This is a genomic window from Mesorhizobium sp. C277A (assembly GCF_040324395.1).
In the GTDB taxonomy this organism is placed as follows: Bacteria; Pseudomonadota; Alphaproteobacteria; order Rhizobiales; family Rhizobiaceae; genus Mesorhizobium.
In genome coordinates, this window is the sequence record NZ_JAMYVW010000002.1 from 1,766,726 (window position 1) to 1,790,015 (window position 23,290).

Here is a 23,290-nt window from a genome sequence, read left to right on the forward strand (position 1 = left end):
CCTTCGGTCTGTTGTGTTTTGCGTACAGGTCCAGATGCGGATTTCAGGCGTCGTCAGTTTCATGTTGGCATCGCTGTGGCTTGCCGGCTGTTCGTCCACAGCGGGCGTCGATGGCTTGCAGCCGTCGAACGAGACGACCAGTTCGGTCGTGCGTCCGAGCGCGCCGGTCACAGCGGCTCCGGCGGAGACCGCCGACCTCGCGCCGATGCGGTCCGACATGGTGGCCGACAACGCTGTGGCCGACAATGCGCCGCCCTTTTCCATGGTCGAGGAAGAAGAGGCCATCGTCGCGGGCACGCCGCAGGGGAGCACCAGACCACAGCTCGAGCCCGCCGCTCTGATGTCTGCGCCGAAGCGGTTGACGCGCGCTGCGCCGGCCATGCTGGCCTCGCCGGTCACCCGCTACGGTTTTCGCGACGCCAAGCCGATCAATTTCGGCAAGGCTTCGCCACGCTACCTTGCCGTCCACGGCGTCGACGTCTCGCGCTGGCAGGGCAATGTCAACTGGGGCAAGCTGCGTGCCCAGGGCGCCAACTTCGCCTACATCAAGGCGACCGATGGCGGCGACCATCTCGACCCGATGTTCATGAAGAACTGGCGCAATGCCGACGCCGCCGGGCTGAAGCGCGGCGCCTATCATTTCTTCTACTGGTGCCGCACTGCGGGCGAGCAGGCCGACTGGTTCATCCGCAATGTGCCGAGGGTCGAAGGCGCGCTGCCACCGGTGATCGATGTCGAGTGGAACGGCGAATCTTCCTGCAAGCGGCGGCCGTCGCGGGCCACCGTGCTGGAAAAGATGAAGGTGTTCATGGACAAGCTGGAGCGCCATTACGGCCAGCGGCCCATCATCTACACCGCACCTGATTTCTATCGCGACAATCTCAAGGGTGCGTTTCTCGATTATCCGTTCTGGCTGCGCGCCGTGGCGCGGCATCCCTCAAAAGTCTATCCCGGCCGCAAATGGCTGTTCTGGCAGTACTCCGGCTCCGGCCTGTCGCACGGCGTGACCGGCCGCATCGACCTCAACGTCTTCCATGGCGACGAGCGCGCCTGGCGGGCATGGGCAGGCGGGCAGACGACCGTCGCCGACGCCGACTGAACGTCAGGCCGGTGCCGGTGCGCCTGCGCTGCCTGCCGCTGCGCCTTGGGTTGAATTTTCAGCGTCTCGCTAACGATCCGCTCACTGTGTCCTTTAGCGGTATCGCAACAGCCTTCCGGTAACGTGCCCGTGATCGGGTTTTCGGAGGGATCCATGCGCAATCCAGTTGTGGCTGTCGCACTTGCCGCCGCCGTCGGCTACGGGTTTTTCAGTTCGCTTGGCCACATGCCGGGCGGAAGTGGCGCTTCGCTGGCGGAGTCGAAGCAGAACGTCGTGTCCTATTCCACCGAGGACAAGGCGATGCAGGCCGCCAAGGACAGCGGCCGCTCGACCCTCAAGCGCTTCCACGAACTGATGGACGCCGGCACACCCGGCACCTACACGGTAAAATTCCCGCTGACCCAGAACGGTGCCACCGAGCATATCTGGCTGCAGCTGGTCGGCTACAGCGACGGCTCCTATATCGGCCTGCTCGCCGACGTCCCGGTCAATGGCAACAAGTACAAGATGGGCGACAGGATGACGGTGACCGAGGCCGACGTCGAGGACTGGATGATCAAGAACGGCAAGGTGATCTATGGCGGCTACACCACGCGCCAGGCGCTTGCGGATATGCCGAAGGAACAGGTTGCAAGATACGGGTTGACCTTCAAGGACTGAGGGTTGAGGCGGGGGCGAGTTTTATCGCGGTGCCTAGAGGGCTGTCGCGCTTTTCGCGTTCGCGTATCTCAGCCGTCTGCGCCAGCACCCAGTCGCGAAACACCTTGATTTTGGGCGCGTTGCGGCGGCTCTCCAGATGCACCAGCCAATAGCCGTCGCCGTCCGAGCCAAGCACGTCGAATGGCTGTATCAACTGGCCCTTTTCCAACAGGGCGCTGTAAAGGTTTCTGGTGAGGATCGCGGCGCCCTTGTCGGTCAGCGCCGCCATCGCATCATAGGCCTGCGTACCCAGCTTCGGGCCAGCGATGACGCGATCGGGCTCGAACGGCACGCCGGCAGCCTTGAACCAGATTTCCCACCAGGGATCGTCGGCACAGCATAGCGGCAGTTGGTAGAGATCCTCAGGGCGGTGGATGCCGCCGACGCTTTCGGCGAGTCTCGGGCTGAGCATCGGCGTATAGTCCGCCTTGAACAGATAGTGAGCCGTCAGGCCCGGCCATTTTCCACTGCCGGTGCGAATGCCGACATCCATGTCGCCGCGCGTGAAATCGACCAGCCCGTGCGATGTATTCACCTTCACGGCAAGATCGGGATGCATCAGCTGGAATGTTCCAAGCCATACGGCCAGCCAGTTCGATGCGAAGGTTTCCATGGTCGTCACCGACAGCACGCCGGTCGCTCCACCCTTGGTGGCGACCCATGCGTCGGCCAGGGTCGAGAACGCGCCTGTTGCGTGCGGCGCCAGCTGCTGTCCGGCCTCGGTCAGCGCGATCTGCCTTGTTTTTCTTATAAAAAGCGGCGTTCCGGCACGTTCTTCCAGCACCTTTATCTGATAGCTGGCAGCTGATTGGGTCATGCCGAGTTCTTCGGCTGCCTTGGTGAAACTGCCCAGCCGGGCCGCGGCTTCAAAGACCCTGATGGCTCCTAATGGTGGTAGTTCCCAGCTCATGACGCATCAATCCCGCTGATGCATACTACGCGACGTTCGATTGGAAACCAAGCCTGGAAAACGGCATGCTGCATTCATTGGATCAAACCCTGGAGGATACGGCAATGACCACCACCATCGCTCTCTACAACACGCTTCGCCGCCCGGTGCTCGACCTCTTCACCGCGCCGTTCAGGCCTCGCAAGCACGGCCTGCTCGACCGCCGCTCGCTGTCGGATCATTTCCTCAGGGATATCGGTATGCTTGACGGACGCGTGCCTCCCGGCACCATTGGCTAAGCAAGCTCTTTGACCAGGGGAGGGAAAGATGACTGTGTTATCCGAGGATCTGGCGAAGAGCCGACAAACGATCAACGCCTATGAGGACTATGCCGAACGCTACGACGCTCTGGTGCGGCACGTTCCGAACCAAAGAGAACAGAAATGGCTGAAGCGCCTGGTGAAGATCGCCGGCAAAGGTGGCCGGATTCTGGAAGTCGGTTCGGGACCCGGATACGATGCGGACTTCGTCGAAGGGCTCGGTGTCCAGGTTCGGCGCACAGACGCAACGAAGCGGTTTCTCGAGTTGCAGGCCGCACGCGGCAAGCAGGGTGAGTTTCTCGATCTCGTCACCGACGATCTCGGCGGCCCCTACGACGCGGTGCTCGCATTGTGCGTCCTGATCCACGTGCCGCGCGAGCAGGCCGACCAGGTGCTTGCCAAGATTGCCGGGTCGCTGCGGCCGGGCGGCGCCTTCCTCGTCTCGATGCGCATTGGCGATGGCGAGAAGAGCGGCGAATATCATACGGTCTACTGGCGCAGGGACGACTTCGCGGCCCGCCTCGAAAACGCCGGGCTGGTCCTTGTCGGAGACGAATTCAACGTCGGCCGCGATCGCGAAGAGTGGACCACCTTTCTGGCTTTGAGGCCGTCATGACGCGCCGCGGACTGTTTTTGTTCGTGCTGCTCAGCCTCCTGTGGGGCATTCCCTATTTGTTGATCAAGCTGGCGGTTGCCGAGGTGTCGGTGCCCTTCCTGGTCTTTGCCCTAACAGCCGTCGGCGCCCTGGCGCTGCTGCCCTTCGTCCTTGTCCAGCGCAGTTTCGGATGGCTGAAGACACATTGGCGGGCGGTCGCCGCATTCTGTCTGGTCGAGATGATCCTGCCATGGGGGCTGATCACCCATGGCGAAGTCAGCATCGACAGTTCCACCGCGGGACTGCTGATTGCCATGACGCCGGCCGTAACCGTCGCGATCTCAAAGCTGATGGGTTCGGATGAGCGGCTGGGGATACGCCGCTGGACCGGCCTTTTCCTCGGTTTTGCCGGTGTCTTCGTGCTGGCGCTGCCGACCTTGGGTGGCGGATTTCTCGCGGTCGTCGAGATTCTCATGGCCGCGGCCTGCTATGCCTCGGGTTCGATCATCGCGTCGCGCTGGCTCAACGATTTGCCGGCAACCTCGCTGACGGCAGTCTGTCTGGCAGGGGCCGCGCTGATCTACGCCGTGCCGGCGGCGTTGGCCTGGCCGGCGGCCATGCCGTCGACAATGGTGGTTGGCGCAATCCTCGGTCTTGGCGTGTTTTGCACGGCGATTGCCTTCGCCACCTACTTCCTGCTGGTGCGGGAGATCGGCCCCGAACGGGCGGTCGTCATAACCTATGTGGCGCCCGCCGTCTCCGTGGCAGCCGGCGTGCTCGTCCTTTCAGAGCCGCTCGATATCGGCATTGTAGCGGCTTTCGCGCTCATCCTGTGCGGATCATATCTCGGCACGTGGCGCGCTCCGCCAGAACCGTCCGTGTCCGCGACCTCGGCAAGTTGACCGGCGGCCGCCAGCCGCCGTCAGAAATAAGGGCGCAGGTTCTCGCGAATGCGGTCCAGCACCGTCTTTCCCGAGATATCGGCGGTGAAGGTCTTGCCGGTGATGGTCTCAAAGGCCTGCGTATAGACACGCGACGTCTGCTCGATGAGTTCGGCGGGGATTTTCGGAATACGGTCCTTGTAGGGATCGCAGCGTGCGGTTACCCAGGCGCGAATAAAGTCCTTGTCGAAGCTTTGCGGCCGCTCGCCTGCCTTGAAGCGCTCCTCATAGCTTGCCGCAAGCCAGTAGCGGCTGCTATCGGGCGTATGGATTTCATCGGCAAGGACGATGGCGCCATCCTTGTCCGTGCCGAACTCGTATTTGGTGTCGACCAGGATCAGGCCGCGCTTGGCGGCCAACGCTTTGCCGCGCGCAAACAGCGCCAGCGCATAGCGCGAGACGGTGTCCCATTGCTCTTCCGACAACAGGCCGCGCGTCAGGATCTCGTCACGCGTCAAGGGCTCGTCATGGCCGCCATCGAGCGCCTTGCTGGTCGGCGTGATGATGGCCTGCGGCAGCTTCTCATTGTCGCGCAGTCCGTCCGGCAGGCGGATGCCGTACATATCGCGTTCGCCGTTCTTGTATTTCGTCAGCACCGAAGTGCTGGTGGTGCCGGCGAGGTAGTCGCGAACAACGATTTCCACCGGCAGAATGTCGAGCCTGGTGCCGACGACGACATTGGGGTCGGGATAATCGAGCACATGGTTGGGGCAGATGTCCGCCGTTTCCTCGAACCAGTAGCGCGCCGTCTGGGTCAGCAGTTCGCCCTTGAGCGGGACAGCGGTCAGGATCACATCGAAGGCGCTCAGCCGGTCGGTGGCGATGATGATGCGGCGGCCATCCGGCAGATCGTAATTCTCGCGGACCTTGCCTTTGTAGTGGTTCGGGAGTTCCGGAATGAAGGCATCCGAGAGAACGCGCAGTGCTGTCATCCTGGTCTCATGGCTCCTAACAGTTTGGGCGACTCTTAACAAAGTTGGCGGGGCTTCGATACCCGAGGAAGGGCGGTTCGTCCTTTGCGAATAATCAAGACATTGCCTTCGCCGTGCTATCTATTTGCAGCTTCCGGCACTCCTGGGGGACGCGGTGGACGTAGAGCTCAAATTTCTGATTGTCGGATTTGCCTGCGCGATCGCGGGCGGTCTGTCGTTCATCACCTTCGTCAAATGGCGCGAGGTGCAGGCGATGAGCCACTGGCTGCCGGCGCCGGGCAAGATCATCTCGTCGCGCGTCGAGGCGCGTGAAGTCAGAAGGTCGGGCGTCGGCTCGGACAGCAGCGACACCACCGAGATGCGCAATTTTCCGGCGGTCACCTTCGAATACAAGGTCGGTAAAAAGAAATTTCAAAGCTCGCGCTACAGCGTGAAGGAGAATCTGGGGAATTTCGAAGTCACCGAAACCTTGGCGCAGTTTCCCACCGGCGCTGAAGTGACCGTCTTCTACAATCCGGCCGATCCGGGCAAGGCCGTGATCGAACGCACCCTGCCGGACGGCGCCTTCAAGTTCATGGTCAAGCTCTCGGCCGGGCTGGTGATCGGCACGGTGGTGCTGGTGTTTTCGCTCGGTGGCGTGCTGGAGGCGATCCGGCCGCACCTGCCCAAGCCGCAGAACCTCGGCGCCGGAGCGCTGCTGCTGTTCATGGGCCTGATGATCCTGCGCATGGCCTTCGTCCAGAAGTCGCTTGCCGAGCAGGCGGCAAAATGGCCGGTCGCCGCCGGCCGCATTGACTCCTCCGGCCTGCAGGCGCTGCGAAACTACAGCGGCCATCGACGCTGGAGCACCGTTTTCAAATCCCGCATCGTTTACAGCTACGGCGTCGCCGGCCAGCGCTACACCTCCGATCGCGTAACCTTCGGCGCCACGGTCACCGCTTCAATGCCCGGCCTCGTCAGCGGCCAAGGGCGCAGCTATGCCGAGGGCGGCAAGGTCGACGTGCATTACGACCCAGCCAACCCCGCCTCGGCAGTGCTCGAATGCAGGGTGCGCGGGCTTTGGCTGCTGTGGGTCTGTTCGGCCGCGTTTCTGGGCGGCGCGGCGTGGCTGGTCGGTTTTATCTGAGGCGCCCACTTTCATGACAAGACATCCAATGATCGTCCGCAGGCTGGCTGTCGTTTCCCTGGCTCTGCTCGGCGCCGTGCAGGCAGCGAGCGCAAAAGAATGTCTGCTCAGCCATGCCACCTACCGCGAGCCTCGTTCGGGCGCGGTGATGCAATTCCGGCCGTTCGACAATGAGCCGGCGGCACTGACGGCCGAAGTGTTTTCGGTGACCGTCCCCAACACCGACACGCGCTTGCCGGCCGACATCACCTGGACCAATGGCAAAAATTCGTTTCCGCTCGGCACCATCCGCCATGCCTGCACCGACGACGACCGCGAAGCGGGGCTGGAGGACGGCAGCGGGATGTGCCGGATATGGATGGGCCAGGTCTATGCCTTGACCGGAGGCGGCGCCGAGCAGCTGAATTCGCGCGAAGCGACACCGGCGCCGAAAGGGCTGTTGCTGCCCGATTTCGGCGCGGGCTTCACCGAATTTGCCGATTTCGCCAATGCCAATCCGGACGGCTCGGCGTGGGACGCCTTCACATTGACAGGATGCAGCGATGAATAGCGCCATGAGATCGATTGTCTGGATTTGCGTGCTGTTTGCCGCCGCGGCGATATCAGCCGCTGCATATGCGGACGAGCCGTCGCCGTCGCGCCCGCCGATCGACAAATGCGTCTGGGAAAAGCTGGCCGACAAGAGGGTTGGGCTGGCCGCCTGGGTGCAGCGCTGCGATTACGGCTTCCGCCAGATCCATTTCGAATTTGTGGGCAACGCGCTCGCGATCAAATACAGCGACGGCGGCGCGCCCGATCCTCTGGTCGAGGTGTTCGACATCAAGGCAGGCGAAACCGCCGAGGCCGCAGTGCTGCGCCTGTTGCTGGAAAAGACCGACAAATCAGTCAGCGCCCGCTGCGTACTGGCGCCTTATACGCAGGGCACCGTGCCCGCCGGCGTCAAGCGCTACACATTCAACCCCGACGCCGCCTACGCCAAGGAGCTGCAGGCGCTCGCCAGTGATGAAGTTCCCGAACCGCCCTGCGGCGACTGGGGCGAAATGCCGGATGGCATCCAGTATTTCGAGGTACCGGCGGGCGACGGGCACAAGGTGCTGTTTGTGCGAGCGGGGCAGGACGAACCGTTGTTTGACGAGCAGACGCTGAGGGTGGTGGAGTAGGTAGGCGCAGAAAATCCTGGTCGGGGTCTGTCTCTATGCTTCGACGTATTTTGTGAGACTGAGGCCTTTCGGTATATCCAGCCCATCAGCACGCAAGCCCTCGATATGGAACCGTATTGCGTCGCGAATTTCGATTTCCACCTCCGGCACTGTCGCACCAGTCGCGATGCAGCCCGGTAGATCCGGCACATAGGCGGAAAAATTTTCTCCGGCTTTTTCGATTACGACTGCATAACGCATGTCATCAGTCCGTTAGGCCGACCACTTCAGAAGGCTTCGGCGCGCTCTGCCACAACTTGATGCTGGCGCGAAACAAATTTACTGTTGTCTTTTCGGTGGCTGCCTGACCTTCAGCATCTCAGTGCGCTTAGAAATCAATGCAGCGGCTGACGCAATATTGATGGGAGCGCCGGTAATTTTTGAGAGCTTTTCTATATCGTGTCTATGCTCGAATGCAATGAATGGCGGAACTAAGAAATTCCGTGCAAATATATCTGCCTGATCTTCTATGCTATCCAGCGCATTCATATTCTCAAATTGAGGAGAGTAGCCAAGAATATCTTGCTGTTTTGTGCCGCCTATGTGCGCATGTAAGAGTAGATGACCCAATTCGTGGGCCAGTATTCTGCGGCATTCCTGATCTCCGTCGCAAGCTCCGTCATAGATCGACTCTCTAACCAAAATCCTCGGTGGATCATTCATAGCCTGTGCAGTTTTGTCCAGTTCGATGTCACGCCGAACCATCAATTTGAAATCGGGAAGTATCTCCTTCAATCTGAATTCAAGAATTTCTATGATATTTATATAAAGTTTGTCTGAGACGCCGAAGGTACCTCTGAAGTTGCGGGCACGATCGGCGATCTCAAGTTCACTTAGCTTTTCGGAGTTGAAGCGATCCAGGGATTTCATGGTATCCTCCTGGCCGCATGGGCGTTTCAGGCCTTAGGTCGAGGTTGAGCTTCGACGGCCGATTGCGGCTTCGGTCCGAGCATAACGATCAGATACTCATGAGGCACCCCAAAAAGCGCCGCAAGTTGGTCTAGGATGTAATCGGTCGGCCAGATTTCCCCGTTTTCCACACTCGTGATGTATGCGCTGCCTGCACCGATCAACTTTCCGAGCTGGTTCTGTGACCATCTCTTCTCACGGCGTGTGCGCTCAACAAATGCGCCAAATTTTTCCGGACTGCCATTGCTCATGAAAATCTCCTAGGAATCTTCGTCCGACCCTCGATTTCTCAGCTGCACCCGCTCGTCGAGCCGCAGGTATCGCACTTCTCGCAGGTGCCGTTCCGCACCATGGTGAAGTTGTGGCATTCCGAGCATTCGTTGCCGGTGTAGCCTTGCATCAAGGATTGCTGACGCCGCGTAGAGGCAAGCGCCTTTGCCTCGGCCGCTTCTTTCGCTGCTTCGTCGGTGAACAACCCGGTGGGATCGGCTGCCTCCTCGGAAACAATATCTTCGACCAATTCCTTGGCTCGCTCCTCATAGTCGCGCTTGTAGGCGATGGCTTCGTCGCTTGCTGGTTTAAGCGCCAGCACATTGGAGCCTGAGAACGCAGTTGGGGTGACCCGGGCAGGGGCCGCGGCAGGTGATCCGGCAAAACCCTTGGGTTCGCCACCTAGGCCAGACACCAACTTGACCGGCGAGGCGCCGCGGGTAAGGCCCTTCGAGAACGGCGTCGCCTTGCCTTCGTTGATGCCGCGTCCGAGCGCCGTCTTGTCGAAATCCGACTGGTCGACATGGGCGAGGTCGTGGCGGCCGAGGTAGGACACGGCGAGTTCGCGGAACACGTAGTCGAGGATCGACGTCGCATTCTTGATCGCGTCGTTGCCCTGCACCATGCCGGCCGGCTCGAATTTGGTGAAGGTGAAGGCCTCGACAAATTCCTCGAGCGGCACGCCATATTGCAAGCCAAGCGAGATGGCGATGGCGAAGTTGTTCATCATCGCTCGGAAAGCGGCGCCTTCTTTGTGCATGTCGATGAAGATCTCGCCGATGCGGCCGTCGTCGAATTCGCCCGTGCGCAGGTAGACCTTGTGGCCGCCGACGACTGCCTTCTGGGTGTAGCCCTTGCGGCGATTCGGCAGTTTTTCACGATCGCGGTAGAGGCGTTCGATGACGCGCTCGACGATCTTCTCGGTCACTTGCACGGCGCGCTGTGAAGCGGGCGCAGCGATCAGCTGCTCGACCGCGTCGTCCTCGTCATCCTCGCTGTCGGCGAGCAGCGACGAATTGAGCGGCTGCGACAGCTTCGAGCCGTCGCGATAGAGCGCGTTGGCCTTCAGCGCCAGCTTCCACGACAGCATGTAGGCGCCCTTGGCGTCTTCCACCGTCGCATCGTTGGGCATGTTGATGGTCTTGGAGATGGCGCCGGAGATGAAGGGCTGTGCCGCCGCCATCATCTGGATGTGGCTGTTGATGGACAGCGAGCGCTTGCCGATCTTGCCGCACGGGCTGGCGCAGTCGAACACCGCGAGATGCTCGGCCTTGAGGAAGGGCGCGCCTTCCAGCGTCATCGCACCGCAGACGTGGATGTTGGCGGCCTCGATGTCCTTTTTGGAGAAGCCCAGCGCCGGCAGCATCTCGAACGAGAAGTCGTTGAGCTGCTCGTCGGTGAAGCCGAACGTCTCCTTCACCCAGTCGGCGCCGAGCGTCCACTGGTTGAAGACGAACTTGATGTCGAAGGCCGACTTCAGTGCTGCATTGAGCGCCGCGATCTTGTCGTCAGTAAAACCCTTCGCCTTGAGCGAGCCGGGGTTGACCGCCGGCGCCTGGTTCATGTTGCCGTGACCGACCGCATAGGCCGCGATCTCGGCGATCTGGCTTTCTGAATAGCCCAGCGTGCGCAGCGCTTCCGGCACGGCGCGGTTGATGATCTTGAAGTAGCCGCCGCCGGCAAGCTTCTTGAACTTCACCAGCGCGAAGTCGGGCTCGATGCCGGTGGTATCGCAATCCATGACCAGGCCGATCGTGCCGGTCGGCGCAATCACGGTCGCCTGCGCATTGCGGTAGCCATGCTCTTCGCCGAGTTCGATGGCGCGGTCCCAGGCAGCCTTGGCGTGCGCGGCCAGTTCCTGCTGCTTCAGGTCGGACGCGACCAGCGGCACCGGATTGACGGCGAGCTTCTCGTAGCCCTGCTTTTCGCCATAGGCGGCACGGCGATGGTTGCGCATGACGCGCAGCATGTTCTGCGCATTGCGGTCGTAGTCGGCGAAGGCGCCGAGCTCGCCGGCCATCTCGGCCGAGGTGGCATAGGCGACGCCGGTCATGATGGCGGTGAGTGCTGCGCAGATGGCGCGGCCCTCGTCGGAATCATAGGGAATGCCGGACGTCATCAGCAGGCCGCCAATGTTGGCATAGCCGAGGCCGAGCGTGCGGTATTCGTAGGACTGCTTGGCGATCTCCTTCGACGGAAACTGCGCCATCATCACCGAGATTTCGAGAACGACGGTCCACAGCCGCACCGTGTGCTCGTAGGCGGCGATGTCGATCGTGCCGTCGGCATTGCGGTAGGGCAGCAGGTTGATCGAGGCCAGGTTGCAGGCCGTGTCGTCGAGGAACATGTATTCCGAGCACGGATTGGAGGCCCGGATCGCACCGGCCGAAGCGCAGGTGTGCCAGTCGTTCATCGTTGTGTTGAAATGCAGGCCCGGATCGGCCGAAGCCCAGGCGGCGTAGCCGATCTTCTCCCACAGGTCGCGCGCCTTCAGCGTCTTCAGCACCTTGCCGTCCTTGCGGGCGGTGAGGTGCCAGTCGGCATCGTCCTCGACGGCGCGCAGGAAATTGTCCTTCAGCGACACCGAATTATTGGAGTTCTGGCCGGAAACGGTGAGGTAGGCGTCGGAATCCCAGTCGGTGTCGTAGGTCTTGAACGACATCGAGGTGTAGCCCTGCTTGGCGAACTGGATGACACGGTAGATGTAGTTCTCCGGCACGGCCGACTTCTTGGCCGCCTTGATCTCGCGCTTCAGCGCGGTGTTGATCGACGGGTCGAAGCAGTCGTCATCATGGCCTTCGCAGTTGATGCAGGCCTTCATGATCGCTTCGAGATGTTTTTTCACGATCTTGGAGCCGGTGACCAGCGCCGCCACCTTCTGCTCTTCATTGACCTTCCAGTCGATGAATTCCTCGATATCGGGATGGTCGGCGTCGACAATGACCATCTTGGCCGCACGACGCGTGGTGCCGCCCGACTTGATGGCGCCCGCCGCGCGGTCGCCGATCTTGAGGAAGCTCATCAGGCCGGACGAACGGCCGCCGCCCGACAGCTTTTCGCCTTCGCCGCGCAGCATCGAGAAATTGGAGCCGGTGCCCGAGCCATATTTGAACAGACGCGCTTCACGCACCCACAGGTCCATGATGCCGCCTTCGTTGACGAGATCGTCCTGCACGCCCTGGATGAAACAGGCATGCGGCTGCGGATGCTCGTAGGAGGACTTCGACTTGGTCAGCTTGCCGGTAAACGGGTCGACATAATAGTGGCCCTGGCTCGGACCATCGATGCCGTAGGCCCAGTGCAGGCCGGTGTTGAACCATTGCGGCGAGTTCGGCGCAACGCGCTGGGTGGCGAGCATATAGGCGAGTTCGTCGCGGAAGGCGCTCGCGTCTTCTTCCGACTTGAAGTAGCCGCCCTTGTAGCCCCAATAGGTCCAGGTGCCGGCCAGCCGGTCGAAGACCTGGCGGGCGTCGATTTCGGAACCGTAGCGCTCGGCTTCCGGCAGCTTGGCAAGCTCGGCCTCGTCGGCGACGGAGCGCCACAGGAAGGAGGGGACGTCGTTCTCCTCGACCTTCTTCAGGCGCGCGGGCACGCCGGCCTTGCGGAAATACTTCTGCGCCAGGATGTCGGCGGCAACCTGCGAGAACTGCGCCGGCACATCGATATTGTCCAAGCGGAACACCACCGAGCCGTCCGGATTCTTGATCTCCGAAAGCGCCTTGCGGAATTCGATCTCCGCGTAAGCTGATTGGCCTGGCTTGGTGAAACGACGCTCGATGCGCATTGGTCCGGTCCCTTTTGTCTATATATAGCGCTTTTCCCCGGGGATTTCTGCCCCCAATGCGAAACGCGCATGTCCGCCGTCTGCCGGCGTTCGAAAACACCGGCTCTCCTTGTGGCAGTCTTCGTCGCCTTGCTGGTCGAGCTTCTTACGAAGCCGCTGTTCCAACTCTGCGCCGAACCCTGCGGGTCCCTCAAAACTGAATTTTTCCTCGATTCCCTCGACCGAGGGAAATTCACACTATCTAGCGTCGAACCTGCCTGCAAACACTAAATATAGTGTTAACAGACAATTTATTCCAGTCCGACAAATCTCCCTTTTCGCTCCCGAAGCCCCCACGATCCAACGCTTCCGCCAGCCTCGTAAACAGGCGGAAATCATGGCCAAAACGCACAAAATCCGGGAAAATGACCGGGCTCGAAACTCTCCGGTCGCGCCCTCAACAAGAGCACATGGCACATAAAAGGCGACTCGGTTTGCGTCGTCAAGGATTCGTTTGCGTAGCTTTTGTGACCCCAACATCTTGTGTGTCACATATGTGGATAACGGGGACAAAAAGCGGCTGAGGAAAGCCCGATTCTGCCGGCGTGGACCGCTGGTGAGCGGTTCACCCGAGACAGGCCCGGCCGGATTCTGGCTCACAGCCTTTTCATTTTAGCTGGCGTGCATTATGTCTTTGGCGTCGCGCGGGGGCGCGTCTTGTCAATTCCAAGAGCATCCGTTACGCCCCGCCCATGACAGTTACCGTCCGTTTTGCCCCCTCACCAACCGGCCGCATTCATATCGGCAATGCCCGCACCGCCTTGTTCAACTGGCTGTTTGCCATGAACAACAAGGGCCGTTTCATTCAGCGCTTCGACGACACAGACATTGCCCGCTCGAGGCAGGAATTTTCCGACGCCATCCTCTACGACCTGCACTGGCTGGGGATTTTTCCCGACGCCACCGAATACCAGTCGCGGCGCTTCGAAACTTACGACGCGGCGGTGGAGCGGCTGCAGAGAGCCGGCGTTGTCTATCCCTGCTACGAGACCCCCGAAGAACTCGACCTGCGCCGCAAGGTGCGCCGCACGCGCGGCCTGCCGCCGGTCTATGGCCGCGAGGCGCTGGCGCTTTCGCAGCAGCAGATCGCCGAATACCGCTCCGATGGCCGCCGGCCGCACTGGCGCTTTCTGCTGCCGAATTTCACCAGCGATCCGCTGCAGCCCGAACGCACCGAAGTGCACTGGAACGATCTGGTGCGCGGCGAGGAAACCGTCGATCTGGCCTCACTGTCCGATCCGGTGCTGCGGCGCGAGGACGGCACTTATCTCTACACGCTGCCTTCGGTCGTCGACGACATCGAGATGGGGGTCAGTCATGTCATCCGCGGCGACGACCACGTCACCAACACCGGCGTGCAGATCGCGCTGTTCAAGGCATTGGGCGCCGAGCCGCCTGTCTTCGGCCACCACAATCTCTTGACCACGGCCTCGGGCGAGGGCCTGTCGAAGCGCAGCGGTGCGCTGTCGATCGAAAGCCTGCGCGAGGAGGGCATCGAACCGATGGCTGTGGCTTCGCTGGCCGTCCTTGTCGGCACCTCGGAAAATGTCGCAGCGGTGCATGACATGCCGGCACTGGCCGCGCGCTTCGATCCCGCCGCCACGTCGAAATCGGCGGCCAAATTCGACCCGGACGAGCTGTTCGTGCTCAATCGTGCGCTCATGCACCACATGCCGTTTTCCGAGGCGCGGGATCGGCTGATCGTGCTCGGCATCTCCGGCGACAAGGCCGAGCCGTTCTGGCTGGCGGTGCGCGGCAATCTCGACCGGCTGAGCGACGCGGTCGGCTGGTGGCGCATCCTTGCCGACGGCCCGCAGCCCGCGCCGGAATTTTCCGACGAGGATCGCGACTTCCTGCAGCAGGCCTTCGACCTGTTGCCGGAAGAGCCGTGGACCGGTACGGTCTGGAAAGACTGGACGGCCAGGATCAGGGAAGCCAGCGGCCGCAAGGGCAAGGCGCTGTTCATGCCGCTCAGGCTGGCGCTTACCGGACTTGCTTCCGGGCCGGAGCTTGCAGATCTATTGCCGCTGCTGGGTCGGGAAGGAACGCTGGCCCGACGACCCTGACCTTGCGCTGGTCCGGCGGGATCAGCGACACCGGCGACACCACCGGCTTGACGGCAAGGCGCTTGATGGCGGCGCGGTCGAGCCCGCCTTGTACGTTCGCCAGCGTCTCCGGATCCGCGCCCGGATCGGGTTTGGCCGCCGGCACCGGAATGAACGGCGTGGTCTCAATATCGGGCTGAAACTGCTCGGGCGGTGGCGGGTTACCGCCGATGATCTTGAAATTTCCGGCCTGCGCGTTGCAGCCACATGCCTGCGGCCGCGACTGGTTGGGTTGTTTGTAGAGATAAGCGGTAGGCAACTCGCTGTAGGGCCTCCCGGTCACCGACGACGTCATGTTGGCCGAATCGTCTTCCATGCCGCGCGAATAGAACACCTGCATTTCGGTGCCGGGGCAGCTCGATTCGCAATTCTTCTGGTCGCGCTCGAAATCGCCGAGCGAAGCCGAGTTCGACATCGGGAAGAAATAGCCGTCGCAGGTGCGCACGCAGCTCGTATGGAACTCGCCGCCGACCGTCGGGAAATCCGGCACGCCGGGCTGATTGAGCACCCGGCGCACATTGCGCTCCTCGCCGGGATCATCGGGCTGATCGAGCGTGTCGATCTGCCGGTTGCCGCCGAAAAGCTGGTCGAACAGATTGCCGTCGTCGGGTTCGCGGCTGGCTTCCTGCAGCGGCTCCCGGCGCGGCGCGGGCTCGTCACGGCAGCCATTGGCGTCGAGCGCGGCCAGGATGCGGCCGCGGTCGCGCCGCGAGCCGCCGCCGGCAAGCTGCGCGCGCTTGGCTTGCAACGCATCGAGATTGGCGTTCATGCGATCGATGCTGCTGTTCAGCGCAGCACATTGGCTGACATTGCGCGAAAACAGCGAAAACCCGCAATTCGCATCGCTCGCACGACCGCGCACCTTTGATAGCTGTTCGAACTGGCGGGAGATGGCCTTGTCATACTTCCGCACCATGCTGGAATTGCCGCCGCCATTCGATGAAGAAGCAAGCTCGGCTTCCAGTTGACGGCAAACGCGGGAGGCGGCCTGCGGTTCAGTGGTGGCGACGGCCGAAAGCACAAGCGCTCCGAGCAGCGCAGCCAGGTGCTTCAGCCTCCATCGTCCGCCCGTCATTGCCCGAACCCCGCTTGCCTGCCTGTCTACCGGATTCGCGGTTAACCGTTCCCTCAATCTACAACCAAAGATGGTCTTAGCCCATAGACGCGTTGCAGGAGGCGTTTGGATAGAGCGGCAACTGTGCGATCTCACCGCTGCATGAAAAAGGCGCAATCGCCCCGGAATTATCCCACGATCCAGCAATGCCCCGGGGAGCTGGCATGACCGCGATTACCCGTCGAACCGCACTGCAGTTCGGCCTCCTGGGCCTGGCGGCGCCCGCAGCCTTGGCGCAGGAAAATCCAGCCGCTCCGGACTGGCGCAGCAAATTGGTCGAAGCCGCGCGTGAGCAGATCGGCGTCACCACATTCTACGACCCGACCTATGTCCGCCTCGACTATCCCGGCGGCGATGTCGCGCCGGATCGAGGCGTGTGCACGGACGTCATTGTCCGCGCCTATCGCCGCGCCTTCAAGCTCGACCTGCAGAAACTGGTGCATGAGGATATGGCCGCCAATTTCGCCGCCTACCCCAAGACCTGGGGCCTGAAAGCGACCGACCGCAACATCGACCACCGACGGGTCGGCAATCTTGCCGCATTTTTCGGGCGCAACGGAGTTTCCTTGCCCGCCAGCGAGTATCCTCCCGACTTTCAGCCGGGCGATATCGTCACCCAGATGCTGCCCGGCAACCTGCCGCACATCATCATCGTCTCATCCGAACGCTCGGCGGACGTGCCGGAACGAGCGCTGGTCATCCACAATATCGGGGCGGGCGCCCGCGAGGAGGACACGCTGTTCGCCTTCAAGCAGACCGGGCATTACCGCTTCGCGCCTGCGTGAGAAACTCAGCCGAAATGAACCACCGCCTGCGCCTTGTGCGCCGCCTCGACCACCGCAAGCGCCGTCATGTTGACGACGCCGCGCGAGGTCACTGACGGGGTCAAAATATGCGCCGGCTTGTCGGTGCCAAGCAGGATCGGCCCGACATGCAGCGCGTCCATCATCGTGCGCAGCGCGGTCAGCGTGATGTTGGCGGAGTCGAGGTTGGGGAACACCAGGAGATTGGCTTCGCCCTTCAGCCGCGAATGCGGATAGACGCGCTGGCGCAGATGCTCCGACAGGGCTGAATCGGCATGCATCTCGCCGTCGCATTGCAGGTCGGGCGCAACGCGCGCCAGGATCGCCGCCGCCTGCCGCATCTTCAGCGCGCTGGGAGAATCGCGCGAGCCGAAATCCGAATGCGACAGCAGCGCTGCCTTCGGCTCGATGCCGAAGCGCTGGATTTCCTCGGCCGCCAGAATGGTCATTTCGGCGATCTCCTCGGCCGTCGGGTCGACCGAGACATGGGTGTCGGTGAGGAAGATGATGCCGCGTTGGGAGATCAGCATCGACAGCGTCGACAGGTCGCGGTCCTTGACGCCTGCGCGTGGTCCGATGACCAGCGTCACATTGCGCAGATGCCGCTCGAAACGGCCCTCGAGGCCGCAGATCATGGCGTCGGCATCGCCGCGCTTCAGCGCCAGTGCCGCAATCACCGTATTGTCGGTGCGCACCATGGTGCGCGCGGCCTCCGTCGTCACGCCGCGCCGGCCGGCAAGCTCGATCAACAGGTCGACATAATGGCGGTAGCGCGGATCGTCCTCAGGGTTGATCAGGCCGAAATCGACGCCCGGCTTGATACGCAGGCCGTAGCGCTTCAGCCTGACCTCGATGACATGCGGGCGGCCGATCAGGATCGGCTCGGCAATGCCTTCCTCCAGCACCACCTGGGCTGCGCGCAGCACGCGCTCGTCCTCGCCGTCGGCATAGATGACGCGCTTGGCGGTCGACGCCTTGGCCGACGAAAACACCGGCTTCATCACCAGGCCGGAGCGGAAGACGAAGCGGTTGAGCTGGTCGATATAGGCGGCGAAGTCGGTGATCGGCCGGGTCGCGACGCCGGTGTCGCAGGCAGCCTTGGCCACCGCCGGCGCGATGCGCAGGATCAGGCGGGGATCGAAGGGCGAGGGGATAAGGAAGTCGGGTCCGAAGATCGGCGTCTCGCCGGAATAGGCGCGGGCGGCGACGTCGGATGGTTCCTCGCGGGCAAGGGCAGCAATTGCCCTGACCGCGGCCATCTTCATCTCCTCGTTGATGGCGCTGGCGCCGCAGTCCAGCGCACCGCGGAAGATGTAAGGAAAACAAAGCACGTTGTTGACCTGATTGGGAAAATCGGAACGGCCGGTGCAGATCATCGCGTCGGGACGGGCGGCGCGCGCGACCTCCGGCATGATCTCGGGATTGGGGTTGGCCAGCGCCAGGATCAACGGCTTAGGCGCCATATGATCAAGTAATTCCGGCTTCAGCACGCCGGCGGCCGACAGGCCGAGAAAAACGTCGGCGCCAGGGATCACATCGGCCAGCGTGCGCGCCTCGGTGTCCTTCACATAGGGGTCTTTCCAGCGATCCATCTCGTCGGTGCGGCCCTTGTAGGCGACGCCGAAGCGGTCGGTGACCCAGATATTCTCTACCTTGGCGCCAAGCGAGACCAACAGGTTGAGGCAGGCGAGCGCTGCCGCACCGGCGCCTGAGGTGACGATCTTGATGTCGGAAATGGTCTTGCCGGCGAATTCCAGCCCGTTGAGCACGGCGGCGGCGACGATGATGGCGGTGCCATGCTGGTCGTCATGGAAGACGGGAATGCCCATGCGGGCCTTCAACTGCGCCTCGACCTCGAAGCATTCGGGCGCCTTGATGTCCTCGAGGTTGATGCCGCCGAATGTCGGCTCCAGCGCCGAGATCGTCTCGACCATGCGCTCTATGCCCGGCGCGTCGATCTCGATGTCGAAGACGTCGATGCCGGCGAATTTCTTGAACAGCACCGCCTTGCCTTCCATCACCGGCTTGGAGGCGAGCGGGCCGATATTGCCGAGCCCGAGAACGGCCGAGCCGTTGGAGACGACGCCGACCAGATTGGCGCGCGCTGTATAATCGGCCGCGGTTGCCGGATTGTCGCGGATTTCGAGGCAGGGCGCGGCAACACCCGGCGAATAGGCCAACGCCAGGTCGCGCTGGTTGCCGAGCGGCTTGGTCGCCTGGATCTCGAGCTTTCCCGGCCTTGGATGCTTGTGGAAGTAGAGGGCGGCTTCGTCGAGGTCCGAACGTGCCGTTTTCTTGTTCTCGCCTTCCATGCGGCCGCTCCCTCAAACCTGCTTTGCAGCCTTTTAGCACGCAAAAATGGTTTTTCGCGACGCCAAATGACGCAAGCGCGGCTAAAACAACCCGGTCGGGAAAGATCGAACTATTTCAAATGATTGCGCTGAAATCCTGCCGATTATCCATCGAGCCCTTCAGAACGCGCTGACATAGAGGCCGCCATCGACGGGGATGTTCTGGCCGGTGAGATAACCGGCATGGACCGAGCACAGAAAGGCGCAGATCTGGCCGAACTCTTCCGGCGTGCCGAGCCGCTTGGCCGGAACGTCGGCGCTGATGCGGGTCTTGCGCGCTGCGGCCGCTGCCGGGTCTTCCATCGTGCCGGCCTCATGCGGGCCGCGCAGCCGGTCGGTGTCGAGCTTGCCCGGCAGCAGGCTGTTGATGGTGACGTTGCGGTCGATCACCGTGCGCGCCACGCCGGCCAGGAACGAGGTCAGCCCGGCTCGCGCGCCGGACGACAGATCGAGGCCGGGAATCGGGACGTAGACCGACAGCGAGGTGATGTTGACGATGCGGCCGAAGCCGCGCATGGCCATGCCGTTGATGACGGCCTGCACCAGTTCGATCGGCGTCACCATGTTCTGCGTCACGCCTTCGAGGATCTTTGCGCGGTCGAGTTCGCGGAAATCGCGCAAGGGCGGGCCGCCATTGTTGTTGACCAGGATATCCGGGTCGGGGCAGGCGGCTAGGATCGCCTTCTGCACGTCGGGCTTCGAGACGTCGCCGACGATCTCGGTCACCTTCACGCCGTAGCGTTCGCGCAGTTCGGCTGCGGTTTTTGCCAGCAGCTCGGCATTGCGGCCGTTGACGACGAGATCGCAGCCGGCCTCGGCCAGCGCCATGGCGCAGCCGCGGCCCAGCCCCTTGCTCGATGCGCAGACGATGGCCTTCTTGCCCTTGATGCCGAGATCCATGACGATTTTCTCCTGTGATTGGCGCGGCACGCTAGCCCTTTGGCTGGCCCAATCGCAACCGTCATACGGTTGTTGCATGAATCGGGGCATAGCCTGCGCGAAAGCAACGGTGACGATCTGATGTCCGGTACAGAAACCCGCACTTTCCGCAGCATGTTCATATCCGACCTGCATCTCGGATCGAAGGCGGCCAAGGCCGAGTTCCTGATCGATTTCCTGCGGTATCACGACGCCGATATCATCTATCTCGTCGGTGATATCGTCGACGGCTGGCGGCTGCGGCGCAGCTGGCACTGGCCGCAGAGCCACAATGACGTCGTCCAGAAACTGCTGCGCAAGGCCCGCAAGGGCACCTCGATCACCTATATCGCCGGCAATCACGACGAATTCGCGCGCCAGTTCCAAGGCGTGCATTTCGGCGGCATCGTCGTTGCCGACCGCGCCATCCACGAAACCGCCGATGGCAGGCGCCTGCTGGTCATCCATGGCGACCAATTCGACACCGTCGTCCACAATGCGCGCTGGCTGGCCTATCTCGGCGACTACGCCTATGACGCCGCGATGCTGGTCAACCGCGTGGTGACGAAGCTCCGCCATTTGCTGGGTCTCCCTTACTGGTCGTTCTCGTCCTGGGCTAAGGTCAAGGTCAAGAAGGCGGTCAACTTCATCGGCTCGTTCCAGACCGTGCTGACCGAGGAGGCCCGCCGCTCGCATGTCGACGGCGTCATCTGCGGCCACATCCATCACGCCGCGATCGAGACTTATGAGAATGTGCAGTACATCAACACCGGCGACTGGGTGGAGAGCTGCACGGCGGTGGTCGAACATTTCGATGGCAAGATGGAGATCATCCACTGGGCGCTGGTGCTGCCCGAAGTACCGGACGAGCCGTTCATCCCCTTGCTGATCGAAGACAGGGTCGTCGAAGCGGCATAACCCTCCTGTTAATCGACTGGTCCAGGCAGTTTCGGACCGCTTTCGCGCATGTTAAGGGATCGATCTGCGTTGCAGCCCTTTGTGCAGCGTAATTGGATCGATTCATGTCGCTGCCGCCGCTCTCGCCTGAACAACTCGTCAAACCGCGCCATTTCGAACTGCGTATGAGCCTGATCTTCGCGACATTGTTCGTGTCGCTGGGAACGCATGTGCCTTATTTCCCGCTGTGGCTGCATGCCCAGGGTTTCCACGCCGAGCAGATCGCCATCATCCTGGCGGCGCCGATGTTCCTGCGCGTGGTGACGACGCCGCTGCTGACCGCGCTGGCGGACCGGGCGAAGGACAGGGCCGATGTCTATATTGCGCTGGTGGCCGCGACGATGGTGCTTTCCGCCGGCTATTTCCTCAACCCGACCTACGCCATGGTGCTTGCCGTATCGCTGGCGCTGACGGTGGTGTGGACGCCGCATTCGCCGATCGCCGATTCGCTCGCACTGTCGGGTGTGCGCCGCTTCGGCTCGAACTACACCGCGATGCGCAAATGGGGCTCGATTTCCTATCTCTGCGCCAATGTCGCAGGCGGCTTTATCCTCGCCTGGACGAGCCCGCAGGCCGTGCCGGTAATCATCTTTGCGGCATTGTCTGCCGCGCTCGTCGCCGGATTGCTGGCGCCGCGGCTTGGCCGCCCGCGCCGGGCTTCGCCGCTATCGGCCGCCGACATCCAGCATCAGGCGCCGAGCCTTCTCAATCGGTATTTCCTGTATTTCACCCTCGGCGTCGGCATCATCACCGCCAGCCATGCCTTCCTCTACGGCTTTGTCTCAATCTACTGGAAATCGGTCGGCATCAGCGATTCCGTCGTTGGCCTGCTGTGGGCCTGGGGCGTGGTGGCCGAGGTCTGCATGTTCGTGTTTTTCAACCGTATTTTTGCCTCCGTCTCAGTCGTCAAGGTGATGCTGATCGCCGGCGTCGGCTCCATCGTGCGCTGGATCGCCTTTCCGTTGATCTGGCCACTCGGGCTTGGCGTTGCCGGTTTCTTCGGCGTGCAGACCCTGCATTCGGTGTCGGTGGCGATGGTGTTGATCGGCCTGCAGAAGATGATCGGCGAAACGGTTTCGGAAGAACGCACGGGTGCGGCGCAAGGTATTGCCTATTTCTTCAACGGCTTCTTCATGGCGGCGGTGACGCTGGCGTCCGGCCCGCTTTATGAGCGCTACGGCGTCGACGGCTTCCTGGCGATGATCCCGATCGCCATCATCGGCCTGGCGCTGATCGGGCTCGCCGCGCGTTCAGCCCCACAGCATCCTGTCAGGCGGTGACACCAGCGACCCCTGGTAGACGAGCCCGGGCTGGCGGTCGCGGGCAAGCAGCAGCGGGCCGTCGAGGTCGACGAACTCGGCGCCCTGTGCAAGCAACACAGCCGGCGCCATCGCCAGCGACGTGCCGACCATGCAGCCGACCATCACGCCGAATCCCAGCTCCCGGGCGCGGTTGCGAAGGGTAAGGGCGGCGGTCAGGCCGCCGGATTTGTCGAGCTTGATGTTGACGGCGTCATAGAGGCCGACAAGCGCTTCGAGGTCCTTCGCCTCGTGGACGCTTTCGTCTGCGCAGATCGGCACCGGATGCGCGATGTGGCGCAGGATGGCATCATGGCCGGCGGGAAGCGGCTGTTCGATCAGGGCTATGCCATGTTCGGCGGCGAAAGCGAGATTCTCGATGATGTTGGCATCGGTCCAGCCTTCATTGGCGTCGAGGATGATGCGGCTGTCGGGCGCCGCTTCGGTCACGGCGCGGATGCGGGCCAAGTCGTTGTCGCCGCCGATCTTGACCTTGAGCAGCGGCCGCCCGGCATTGGCGCGGGCTTGCGCCGCCATTGCCTCCGGCTCGCCCAGCGACAGCGTGTAGGCCGTCTCCAGCGCCGACAAGGGTACAACGTGGATGGCGTCGGCGACCGCAACGCCGCTGATCTTGGCCTCCAGGTCCCACAAGGCGCAATCGATGGCGTTGCGGGCAGCACCCGCCGGCATCGCATCGAGCAGTTCCTTGCGGCTGATGCCGCCTTCTATCTGCCGGCGCATGGCCTCGGTGGCGTCGCGCACCCCCTCCATGGTCTCGCCATAGCGCTTGTAGGGGACGCATTCGCCCCATCCGCGATTGTCCCCATCGCTGATCGTGCAGGTAATGACTTCGGCTTCGGTCTTCGACCCGCGCGAGATGGTGAAGGTGCCGGCAATGGGAAAACGCTCGGCCTCAACCGAAATGACACGCGCCATAATTTT

22 protein-coding genes are annotated in these 23,290 nt (G+C 62.3%); 12 read left to right on the forward strand and 10 right to left on the reverse strand.

Translation table 11 applies throughout. The annotated features are described in order from the left end of the window. Nucleotides 1-34: 34 nt before the first annotated feature. Nucleotides 35-1,099 carry a glycoside hydrolase family 25 protein gene (locus tag NKK52_RS08850; protein ID WP_023684920.1) on the forward strand — a complete coding sequence of 355 codons (1,065 nt, stop codon included), beginning with the start codon at nucleotides 35-37 and terminating at the stop codon, nucleotides 1,097-1,099. A gap of 153 nt (nucleotides 1,100-1,252) precedes the next feature. After that, complete coding sequence (locus NKK52_RS08855) at nucleotides 1,253-1,759, forward strand: DUF2314 domain-containing protein (RefSeq protein ID WP_023684921.1); 507 nt, start codon at nucleotides 1,253-1,255, stop codon at nucleotides 1,757-1,759. Here the strand turns inward: NKK52_RS08855 and NKK52_RS08860 are convergent. After that, nucleotides 1,749-2,708, reverse strand: a complete 960-nt coding sequence (locus NKK52_RS08860) for a LysR substrate-binding domain-containing protein (RefSeq protein ID WP_023684922.1) — start codon at nucleotides 2,706-2,708, stop codon at nucleotides 1,749-1,751. The genes NKK52_RS08855 and NKK52_RS08860 overlap by 11 nt on opposite strands. Nucleotides 2,709-2,773: 65 nt before the next feature. On the opposite strand from NKK52_RS08860, the gene NKK52_RS08865 reads away from it, so the two are divergent. From NKK52_RS08865 to NKK52_RS08875, 3 genes are read left to right on the forward strand one after another with little or no spacing between them, the layout of a single operon-like run. After that, complete coding sequence (locus tag NKK52_RS08865; protein ID WP_023684923.1) at nucleotides 2,774-2,986, forward strand: hypothetical protein; 213 nt, start codon at nucleotides 2,774-2,776, stop codon at nucleotides 2,984-2,986. Nucleotides 2,987-3,014: 28 nt separating this feature from the next. Then, nucleotides 3,015-3,623 (forward strand): class I SAM-dependent DNA methyltransferase, encoded by a 609-nt coding sequence (locus NKK52_RS08870; RefSeq protein ID WP_023684924.1) that lies wholly within the window; start codon nucleotides 3,015-3,017, stop codon nucleotides 3,621-3,623. Then, nucleotides 3,620-4,504, forward strand: a complete 885-nt coding sequence (locus NKK52_RS08875; RefSeq protein WP_023684925.1) for a DMT family transporter — start codon at nucleotides 3,620-3,622, stop codon at nucleotides 4,502-4,504. Before NKK52_RS08870 ends, NKK52_RS08875 begins: the two co-directional genes overlap by 4 nt. Nucleotides 4,505-4,524: 20 nt before the next feature. Here the strand turns inward: NKK52_RS08875 and NKK52_RS08880 are convergent, their stop codons facing one another. Beyond that, complete coding sequence (locus NKK52_RS08880) at nucleotides 4,525-5,466, reverse strand: phosphoribosylaminoimidazolesuccinocarboxamide synthase (protein ID WP_023684926.1); 942 nt, start codon at nucleotides 5,464-5,466, stop codon at nucleotides 4,525-4,527. Nucleotides 5,467-5,629: 163 nt separating this feature from the next. Here NKK52_RS08880 and NKK52_RS08885 point away from each other — a divergent pair, with 163 nt between their 5' ends. Genes NKK52_RS08885 through NKK52_RS08895 form a run of 3 tightly spaced genes read left to right on the forward strand, consistent with a single transcriptional unit; the run spans nucleotide 5,630 to nucleotide 7,761 of the window. Further along, nucleotides 5,630-6,601 (forward strand): DUF3592 domain-containing protein, encoded by a 972-nt coding sequence (locus NKK52_RS08885; protein ID WP_023684927.1) that lies wholly within the window; start codon nucleotides 5,630-5,632, stop codon nucleotides 6,599-6,601. A 13-nt stretch (nucleotides 6,602-6,614) separates the two neighbouring features. Further along, nucleotides 6,615-7,151, forward strand: coding sequence for a hypothetical protein (locus NKK52_RS08890; protein ID WP_245263140.1), 537 nt, complete (start codon nucleotides 6,615-6,617; stop codon nucleotides 7,149-7,151). Nucleotides 7,152-7,155: 4 nt separating this feature from the next. Continuing rightward, entirely contained in the window at nucleotides 7,156-7,761 is a 606-nt protein-coding gene (locus tag NKK52_RS08895; RefSeq protein ID WP_245263141.1) for a hypothetical protein, read from the forward strand. 33 nt (nucleotides 7,762-7,794) lie between these two features. On the opposite strand, the gene NKK52_RS08900 is transcribed toward NKK52_RS08895, so the two are convergent. The 4 genes from NKK52_RS08900 to NKK52_RS08915 form a co-directional block, all read right to left on the reverse strand. Further along, nucleotides 7,795-8,001, reverse strand: coding sequence for a type II toxin-antitoxin system HicB family antitoxin (locus tag NKK52_RS08900; RefSeq protein WP_023684930.1), 207 nt, complete (start codon nucleotides 7,999-8,001; stop codon nucleotides 7,795-7,797). Between the two features lie 78 nt (nucleotides 8,002-8,079). Further along, nucleotides 8,080-8,670 (reverse strand): ImmA/IrrE family metallo-endopeptidase, encoded by a 591-nt coding sequence (locus NKK52_RS08905; RefSeq protein WP_023684931.1) that lies wholly within the window; start codon nucleotides 8,668-8,670, stop codon nucleotides 8,080-8,082. Between the two features lie 26 nt (nucleotides 8,671-8,696). Continuing rightward, nucleotides 8,697-8,960, reverse strand: coding sequence for a helix-turn-helix domain-containing protein (locus NKK52_RS08910; RefSeq protein ID WP_023684932.1), 264 nt, complete (start codon nucleotides 8,958-8,960; stop codon nucleotides 8,697-8,699). 38 nt (nucleotides 8,961-8,998) lie between these two features. Then, on the reverse strand, nucleotides 8,999-12,763 hold the full coding sequence (locus tag NKK52_RS08915) for a vitamin B12-dependent ribonucleotide reductase (protein WP_023684933.1): 3,765 nt from the start codon (nucleotides 12,761-12,763) through the stop codon (nucleotides 8,999-9,001). A gap of 731 nt (nucleotides 12,764-13,494) precedes the next feature. Here NKK52_RS08915 and gltX point away from each other — a divergent pair. Continuing rightward, entirely contained in the window at nucleotides 13,495-14,868 is a 1,374-nt protein-coding gene (gene gltX, locus NKK52_RS08920; protein ID WP_023684934.1) for a glutamate--tRNA ligase, read from the forward strand. Here the strand turns inward: gltX and NKK52_RS08925 are convergent. Continuing rightward, a complete protein-coding gene (locus NKK52_RS08925) occupies nucleotides 14,786-15,982 on the reverse strand; it encodes a DUF2865 domain-containing protein (RefSeq protein WP_023711450.1) in 1,197 nt (398 codons plus the stop codon). The genes gltX and NKK52_RS08925 overlap by 83 nt on opposite strands. A 203-nt stretch (nucleotides 15,983-16,185) precedes the next feature. On the opposite strand from NKK52_RS08925, the gene NKK52_RS08930 reads away from it, so the two are divergent. Next, nucleotides 16,186-16,806, forward strand: a complete 621-nt coding sequence (locus tag NKK52_RS08930; RefSeq protein ID WP_031204252.1) for a DUF1287 domain-containing protein — start codon at nucleotides 16,186-16,188, stop codon at nucleotides 16,804-16,806. A 5-nt stretch (nucleotides 16,807-16,811) separates the two neighbouring features. Here the strand turns inward: NKK52_RS08930 and NKK52_RS08935 are convergent, their stop codons facing one another. Together NKK52_RS08935 and NKK52_RS08940 are read right to left on the reverse strand one after the other, a co-directional pair. Further along, complete coding sequence (locus NKK52_RS08935; RefSeq protein WP_023684938.1) at nucleotides 16,812-19,136, reverse strand: NADP-dependent malic enzyme; 2,325 nt, start codon at nucleotides 19,134-19,136, stop codon at nucleotides 16,812-16,814. 159 nt (nucleotides 19,137-19,295) lie between these two features. Beyond that, nucleotides 19,296-20,075: an SDR family oxidoreductase gene (locus tag NKK52_RS08940; RefSeq protein WP_023684939.1), complete on the reverse strand. Its 780-nt coding sequence runs from the start codon at nucleotides 20,073-20,075 to the stop codon at nucleotides 19,296-19,298. Nucleotides 20,076-20,195: 120 nt separating this feature from the next. On the opposite strand from NKK52_RS08940, the gene NKK52_RS08945 reads away from it, so the two are divergent. Together NKK52_RS08945 and NKK52_RS08950 are read left to right on the forward strand one after the other, a co-directional pair. Next, nucleotides 20,196-21,011, forward strand: a complete 816-nt coding sequence (locus tag NKK52_RS08945; protein WP_023684940.1) for a UDP-2,3-diacylglucosamine diphosphatase — start codon at nucleotides 20,196-20,198, stop codon at nucleotides 21,009-21,011. Nucleotides 21,012-21,115: 104 nt separating this feature from the next. Beyond that, on the forward strand, nucleotides 21,116-22,330 hold the full coding sequence (locus NKK52_RS08950; protein WP_023684941.1) for an MFS transporter: 1,215 nt from the start codon (nucleotides 21,116-21,118) through the stop codon (nucleotides 22,328-22,330). Here the strand turns inward: NKK52_RS08950 and dgcA are convergent. After that, entirely contained in the window at nucleotides 22,301-23,284 is a 984-nt protein-coding gene (gene dgcA, locus NKK52_RS08955) for an N-acetyl-D-Glu racemase DgcA (protein ID WP_023684942.1), read from the reverse strand. The genes NKK52_RS08950 and dgcA overlap by 30 nt on opposite strands. Nucleotides 23,285-23,290: the final 6 nt, after the last annotated feature.